This window comes from Pedobacter sp. UBA5917, assembly GCF_002432345.1.
Taxonomy (GTDB): domain Bacteria; phylum Bacteroidota; class Bacteroidia; order Sphingobacteriales; family Sphingobacteriaceae; genus Pedobacter.
Window position 1 is genome coordinate 1 of record NZ_DJDT01000374.1, and the last position, 7,276, is coordinate 7,276.

2 protein-coding genes are annotated in these 7,276 nt (G+C 44.5%); both read right to left on the reverse strand.

Translation table 11 applies throughout. The features are described from left to right. On the reverse strand, nucleotides 1-1,152 hold a 1,152-nt coding region (locus B2V92_RS26255; RefSeq protein ID WP_293313829.1), incomplete at its 3' end, for a polyketide synthase. A 180-nt stretch (nucleotides 1,153-1,332) separates the two neighbouring features. Continuing rightward, entirely contained in the window at nucleotides 1,333-7,266 is a 5,934-nt protein-coding gene (locus B2V92_RS26260) for a type I polyketide synthase (RefSeq protein WP_293313832.1), read from the reverse strand. Between the last annotated feature and the right edge of the window lie 10 nt (nucleotides 7,267-7,276).

Below are 7,276 nucleotides of genomic sequence, written 5' to 3' on the forward strand. Positions count from 1 at the left end.
AGGCATCGCATGGCCGATGTTTGATTTAACCGAACCGATACCAGCTTTTGGCAGATCTGCATCCTGACCAAAAAACTGTTTCAGGGTTTCCACCTCGGTTTTATCGCCAAGTGGTGTACCAGTACCGTGGGCTTCTAAATAGCCAATATTTTTACTTTCCAGTCCGGCATTTTTCCATGCTTCGGTAATGGCTTTTAACTGGCCTTTAACCGATGGGCTCATTACACTGGTTCCGCTGCCATCGCTGCTGATGCCCACACCTTTAATTACCGAATAAATTTTATCCTGGTCGCGGATGGCATCTTCGAGGCGTTTAAGCACCACAAAACCACAGCCTTCGCCAATAATCAGTCCATCAGCATTTTGATCGAAAGGTTTGATTTTTTCCTGTTTGGATAAGGCACCCAGTTGTGAAAAAATACTCCAGAAAGCCGCATTCTGGCCTAAATGTACGCCGCCGGCAATAATCATATCGCAACGGCCACTGTTCAGTTCCTGCACGCCATGATCAACTGCAATGAGCGAACTGGCACATGCTGCATCTAAAGTAAAGGCCAAACCGCCTAAATTAAGCCGGTTTGCCACCAATGAGGCTACTAAATTTGGGATCAATCCCATTGCGGTATCGGCACTGAAACGGCCTTTACGCAACTGGAATTCGTGTTTTACCTTTTCTATTTCTGCCTCGCTTAATTGAGGCATCAAATCTTTCAGTACGCTCGAAATCTGTTCGCCTGTGCGTACAATTTCGATGGCACGGGTTGCCCCAGGACCAACGTAATTGCCTTTACCAATGATGATCCCGGTTTTATCGAGGGAATATTTTTTTTCGAATACCGCTGCATCTTCGAGTGCCTGGTGAACCAGATCGAGGGTTAACAGGTGATCGGGTTCGGTACCTTCAACCGCTAATGGTAAAATACCGAAGCGCTGCGGGTCGAACTGATGATCGGGGATAAAACCGCCCCGGTTGCAGTAAAAACGATCAACTCCGCTTAAATTTTTGTCGAAATGCACCGGATCAATCCGATCTGCCGGAACCTGTTGCGTAGAATCTACCCGGTTGATGATATTCTCCCAAAAGGTTTGCATATCCTTTGCACCCGGAAAAATGCATGACATTCCAATAATTGCTACATCGCTCTTCTTCATCTTGTTCGCTTAGGGGATCTTTCTAATCTTTAGTTCTATTAATTAAAGGTTCGTCATTGCGAGGAGGAACGACGAAGCAATCTTTCCTGCTAGCTATCCTTGCAAGAAAGATTGCTTCGTCGGCTGAAAAAGCCTTCTCGCAATGACGACTATTGGTTAAAAATATCGACATCGATCTTTCTATGTCCAGGTGTTTCCAGCCATGATCAGTACCTGGCTTTCTTTACCATATTTTAGTTCGTTAAGGAAAGTTTCCATTCCATCCTGTAGTGGGATCAATGCAATTCCCCTGCGCTGGTATTCTTTCTCCAAAGTTGGCGAAACCATGCCGGCACCTTTCCACGGCCCCCAGTTAATGGCCATTACCTTTCCCTGGATTTTCTGTTTTAAAGCCCATGCATATTTGTCCATTACGCTGTTTGCTGCGGCATAATCGGTTTGTCCGCGGTTACCGTAAACAGAAGCAATGCTCGAGAAAAGGATTACAAACTGGGTTTCAGGTCGTAATTGCTCTGCAAGCACCCTTAATGGGGTTACTTTGGTGTCGAAAACACGTCCGAATGATTCGGATGTTTTACTGTGGAACAATTTATCTTCCAGTAAGCCTGCACCGTGTACCACGCCATCAATACGGCCGTAATCTTCGTAAACCTGGTTAATCAAACGGGTTAAAGCTTCTTCATCTTTAAGATCAAGCGATTCGTAAACTACGGTAGAACCACCTTCTTCTAAAGTTGCAATGCAACGTAAAATCTGGTTGTTTTTATAAATCCGGTTGGTTTCCTGTTCAATTTCTGCAGGTTTTTTAATTTCTCCCTGTTTAATCAGGTATTGCCTGATTTCATCTTTGGTTTTTAATGAAGCACTGACTTCATTTGCGGAGGCGATCGGGTTTGCCGAACGGCCAACCAGGATATATTTACAAGGATAATCTTTGGCGAAATGGATCATCAGTTCGGCTGTAATTCCCTGTGCACCACCTAAAACCATTACCACGGCATCTTTATCCAGGTGGATATGCGCATCGGTTTCGGTACTGAGCTGGTGGGGCACCAGTTCCATAATGTGCCTTTTATTGTCGTTGTAAATAATCTCCGAAGGTTTATCCGGATTCAGTATTTCATTTAAGGTAATGTTGGTGATTTCATCGGCCGACATTTTAGTTTCCAGACTGATGAAACGGCATTTGGTATGTTCGTACTCGCGGTCTAAACTTTTAAAGAAACCAGAATAACCCTGGTAATGCCTTAAGAAAGAAATATCCGATTGCTCATTAAAATATTGTTTGGTATCCGCAATGAGGTATACCCATTTTACGGTATCAAAATTTAGTTTTTTAATGGTGGCGAAATGATCGAGGATACCCACTTTTCGCTGTGCTTCGAACATGTTCAGGATGATAAGTCCCTGATAACCGTCTAACGGATCTTCAAAATTCACCAGATCGGCAATTGCGCCATGTTTTTCGAGTACTTTTTTAATTTTAAGCGCTTGTCCGCCACCATCGTCGGTTAAGGCAAAACGCTGGCCTTTTAGTATGGCTGCTTCGGTAATGGTTAATGCAGCAGGAGTTAGCTCAAATCTCAAACGCGATAATTTTTCTTTAACGGCCTGATCATCGATGCTCTCCTCAATAAGCTTTTTTGCTTCTGTAAGCACCTCCGAGCTTTCTGCTTCCACATCTGCAATCCAGTTAACCAGGGCATTTAATGTTTTAATTGCCGCCAGTTTTTCCATTAAATCATCAGCTTGATCGCTTTGGGCACCAAAACCGATTTTTTCTTTTAACGAAGCAATAATTTCCATCCTTTTGATCGAATCGATGCTTAAATCGGCTTCAAGATCTAAATCCATGCCGAGCATTTCTTTAGGATAACCTGTTTTTTCGCTTACCACATCAAGAATGGCCGATTTTAACTGGTCGATCGAGAATTTTGCAGGTTCCGCCAGGCTTGCAGGCGTGGCTACAGGAGTTGGTGTACTAACAGCTGCTGGTTGCGCGGTGTTTTCGGTAATCCAGTTTACCAAACTGTTCAAGGTTTTCAGTCCGGCAAGCTGTTCCATAATTTTATCTTCCGGAAGGTTCAGTTGAGAGAAACCGCCCAGTTCGGTACGTAATGCACCTATAATTTCTACACGTTTGATCGAATCGATACTTAAATCGGCTTCAAGATCCATTTCCATGCCCAGCATTTCCTGTGGATAGCCGGTTTTATCGCTCACAATCTGCAAAAGCACCAATTTTAGGTCTTTTGCTGCAATTACAGGCGCAATTACTTCTATGGTTTGTGCCTGCGGAACCTCTTGTTTTACCGTAATCTGGTTTTCAATGCGTACCGGTTGAGGGGTTTGGTATGATGTTAAAGGTTGACTGATAATCTGCGACGGCATTGCAGGTGCCTGCCCTAAAAAGGAAAGCATGACATCGCGTTGCGCCTGAATCAGCATTTTCATGCTGTGCAGGTATTCCTGCATCATCAGGTCTTTGGCCGAGCCATTAACCTGTTGATTTTCAGTTTGGGTAGAGGTGTTGTTCATAAGGATAATCGGTTTAGTAATAGGTGATGCACCATTTGCCGGAAGTTTACCTGTTGATGGAACAGCGTGCTGACCGTTCACATACCAGATTGCCGGACTTTTTTTATAATTGGAAGGTTCATCCAGTTTGATCGTTTTAACTGAACGGCCTTCGAATAATTTTTCGAGTTTAATTTCGCGACCAGTGGCCATATAGCCGGCCAGTGTGCCTAATAAATTGCTTAATTTGTTCTGTCCCTGATCTTCGGTATGCAGGATCACTTCATCCTGACCAATACAGGCTTTGGTTAAGCCGCTTAGCACCTTGCCAGGGCCAACTTCTACGAAAACCCTGGCTCCGGCAGCATACATATCCCTAAGCTCATCAACAAAAAGGACAGGTTTTATCAAGTGGTCGGTTAAACGCTCTTTTATAGCAGCGGCCTCAGTTGGATAGGCTTTTGCAGTGGTGTTAGACCATACCGGAATTTTAAGATCATTAAAGTTTACACCTGATAGTACCTGCTGGTAAAGCAATTTCGATTTTGCAACCAATGGACTGTGGAAAGCACAGGCTACTTCGAGCGGACGGAAAGATATTTTGGCATCTTTTAAAACCGCTGCCAATTGGGCAATGCCCTGGGTACTGCCTGCAATTACACATTGTGTTGGGGCATTGAAGTTTACCGGGTAAACTTCTTCTATGTTATTAAGGTATTGCGCAAGGTTTTCCTGTTTGGTACTTACGGCAAGCATGGTACCCGGGTCGCCATTTTCGACAGCATTTAAAATGGCCAGAGCCCTTTCGGCACTTAGGTGCACCAAAGCTTCTTCTTCGAAAGCACCGGCAAAACAAAGTGCAGGCAATTCGCCATAGCTATGGCCGGCAACCATATCGGGCACAATGCCCAGCGAGCGTAAAAAGTTGGCAATGGCCAGATCTACAATACCTAACAACGGCTGGGCCATGCGGGTATCTTTAATCTGTTCTTTTTGTGCCTTGGCATCAGCATCGTTAAATACAGTGTTCGGGAAAAGGACTTTTTCATACTCGGGATAAGCTTTTAATAGTTTCCTCATTTCAGGGAAAACCACAAAAAGATCCCTTGCCATATTTACCCTTTGGCTGCCCTGACCAGGGAACATAAAGGCAACTTTACCCTCCTGTTTTTTAGTGAGGTAGGTGTCTTTGCTTTCAACGCCAGATAAAACGAGGTCGATTTTCATTACGAGATCTTCGGCATGGTTGGCTACAATGCTCAATTGAACAGGTTTTGCATCGGCTGTTGCCAGGCTGTAGGCAATATCTTTCAGTTCGATCTGATCATTCAGTTCCAAAAGGTTTTTAACCGAAACCAGGCGGGTTTTAGCTTCTTCGTAGGTGTCGCCCTTGAAAACAAAAAGCTCAGACGGCCATGATTTTAAGATCGGATCTTTACCTGCTGTGTTTTTTGCACTTTCCAATACGGCATGGAAATTTGTTCCGCCAAAACCGAAAGCACTAACACCAGCATAACGTTTTTCTTCCATCCATAAACCAGCTTCGGTATGGAAAGCGAAAGGACTGGTTTGTGCGTTATAAAAGCTGTTAGGTGTTTTTAAGTTAATGGTTGGTGGCTTAATACCGTGATAAACCGATAGCGATGCTTTGATCAAACCGGCGATACCAGCAGCACATTTGGTATGGCCGATCTGTGTTTTTACCGAGCCTAAATGTGTTTGCCCGGCGGTTGCGCCCGATTGGTTGAGCATATCGGTTAATGCGCTGATCTCTGTTTTATCACCTACAACGGTACCTGTACCATGTGCTTCTACCAAACCGATTAATGAAGGGGTGATCCCGGCCTGGCTATAAGCTCTTTCCAGAGCATTTACCTGTCCGTTTTTACGTGGTGCGGTTAAGCCAAGGCTTTTTCCATCGCTCGATCCGCCTACACCTTTAATAATAGAATAAATGGTATCGCCATCGCGTAAAGCATCGTCGTATCTTTTTAATACAATCATGGCAATGCCTTCGCCAAGGGCAATTCCATCGGCTTCGGCATCAAAAGTGGCGCACCTTCCTTTTTTAGAAAGTGCGTGTGTGCTCGAAAACATCAGGTAATCGTTAATACCATTGTGCAGATCGGCTCCGCCGGCCAAAACCATGTCTGATTTTTCTAAAAATAATTCCTGGCAGGCCAGGTCAATTGCCGCAAGAGATGAAGCACAGGCCGCATCAACGGTATAGTTTCTGCCGCCCAGGTTTAACCTGTTGGTTACCCTGCCCGAGATTACGTTAGCCAGAATACCTGGGAAAGAATCTTCTGTTGTTTTTGGTAAAGCGGCATCTACCTCTGCAGGCATTTCGCCAAAAATCTGTTTATAATATCCCCTAAAGCTATAGCTGTTGGCAAGGTCGTTTCCACCTTCGGCACCAATAATTACCGACACATTTTCATTATCTACACCACCATCCGCATAACCTGCGTGCTGCATAGCCTGTTTGGCCACCATTAAGGTAAGCAGTTGTGTTGGCTCAATAGCGGCAAGTGATTGTGGTGGAATACCAAATTCGAGCGGATCAAAATCAATCCTCGGGATAAAACCGCCCCATTTAGAGTGCGACATATCGCCAGCTGTAGAATCAGGGTTATAATAAAGCTCTTTGTTCCATCTTTCATCAGGCACTTCGGTTACCGAATCTTTACCTAAAATAATATTACGCCAGTATTCTTCGAGGTTTTTAGCCCCAGGGAAAATACAGGCCATACCCACTATGGCCACATCAAGCGCTTTTGCCTTATTAACCGGAGGAACAGGAAGTACTGCATTTAATATATGTGTATAATTTTCGTTGGCTACATCCTGATGCAGATCTAGCAACGACATCACGTGTTTGTGCATCGGGGCAATCTGACCGATCATGTACATGCCCAGGTCGGTTTGTTCTGCTTCGTCTATTTTTACCAGTTCATCACCACGTCTTTCAATTCCTTTTGCAGCAATGCGCAAACGGCCAACATTAAGCGACTCGAGTTTTGCCCAGATCTCTTTTTTATCCATCCCTTCGGCCTGAAGTTTTTGTTTTTCTTCGTTAAAGAAAGTGGCGAATGAAGAGTTTAAACAGCGGGTTTCATGCCCTGGAGCAGTTTCCAGCAGCACAGTTTCGTTTGCCTGCATAGCTTCCTGCTGGAATTTATCTAAAATGGCACCAGTGCTTACCGCTTCTTTGGTATATAAATAAGCTGTGCCCATTAAAACGCCGATTTTCATCCCTTTAGCTGCCAAAGGAGCAGCCATTACCGAAATAAAAGCAGTAGAAAAAGCATCGTGGATTCCGCCTGCAAAGAAAACGCTGATCTGACCTGCATTTTCCTCTTTTAACAAACGTTCGATCTGTTTTTCCCATAACACCATGCTGGATAGGGGACCAACGTGGCCACCACATTCACGGCCTTCGAAAACAAAGCGTTTGGCACCTTCTTTCAGGAACATATCCAGAAGAGAGGCTGACGGTACGTGTAAAAACGTTTTAATGCCGGCTTTTTCGAAAGGTTTAGCTTGCGAAGGTCTGCCGCCTGCGATTAATAAAACAGGAGGTTTGGCATTTAAAATGTATTCCTGC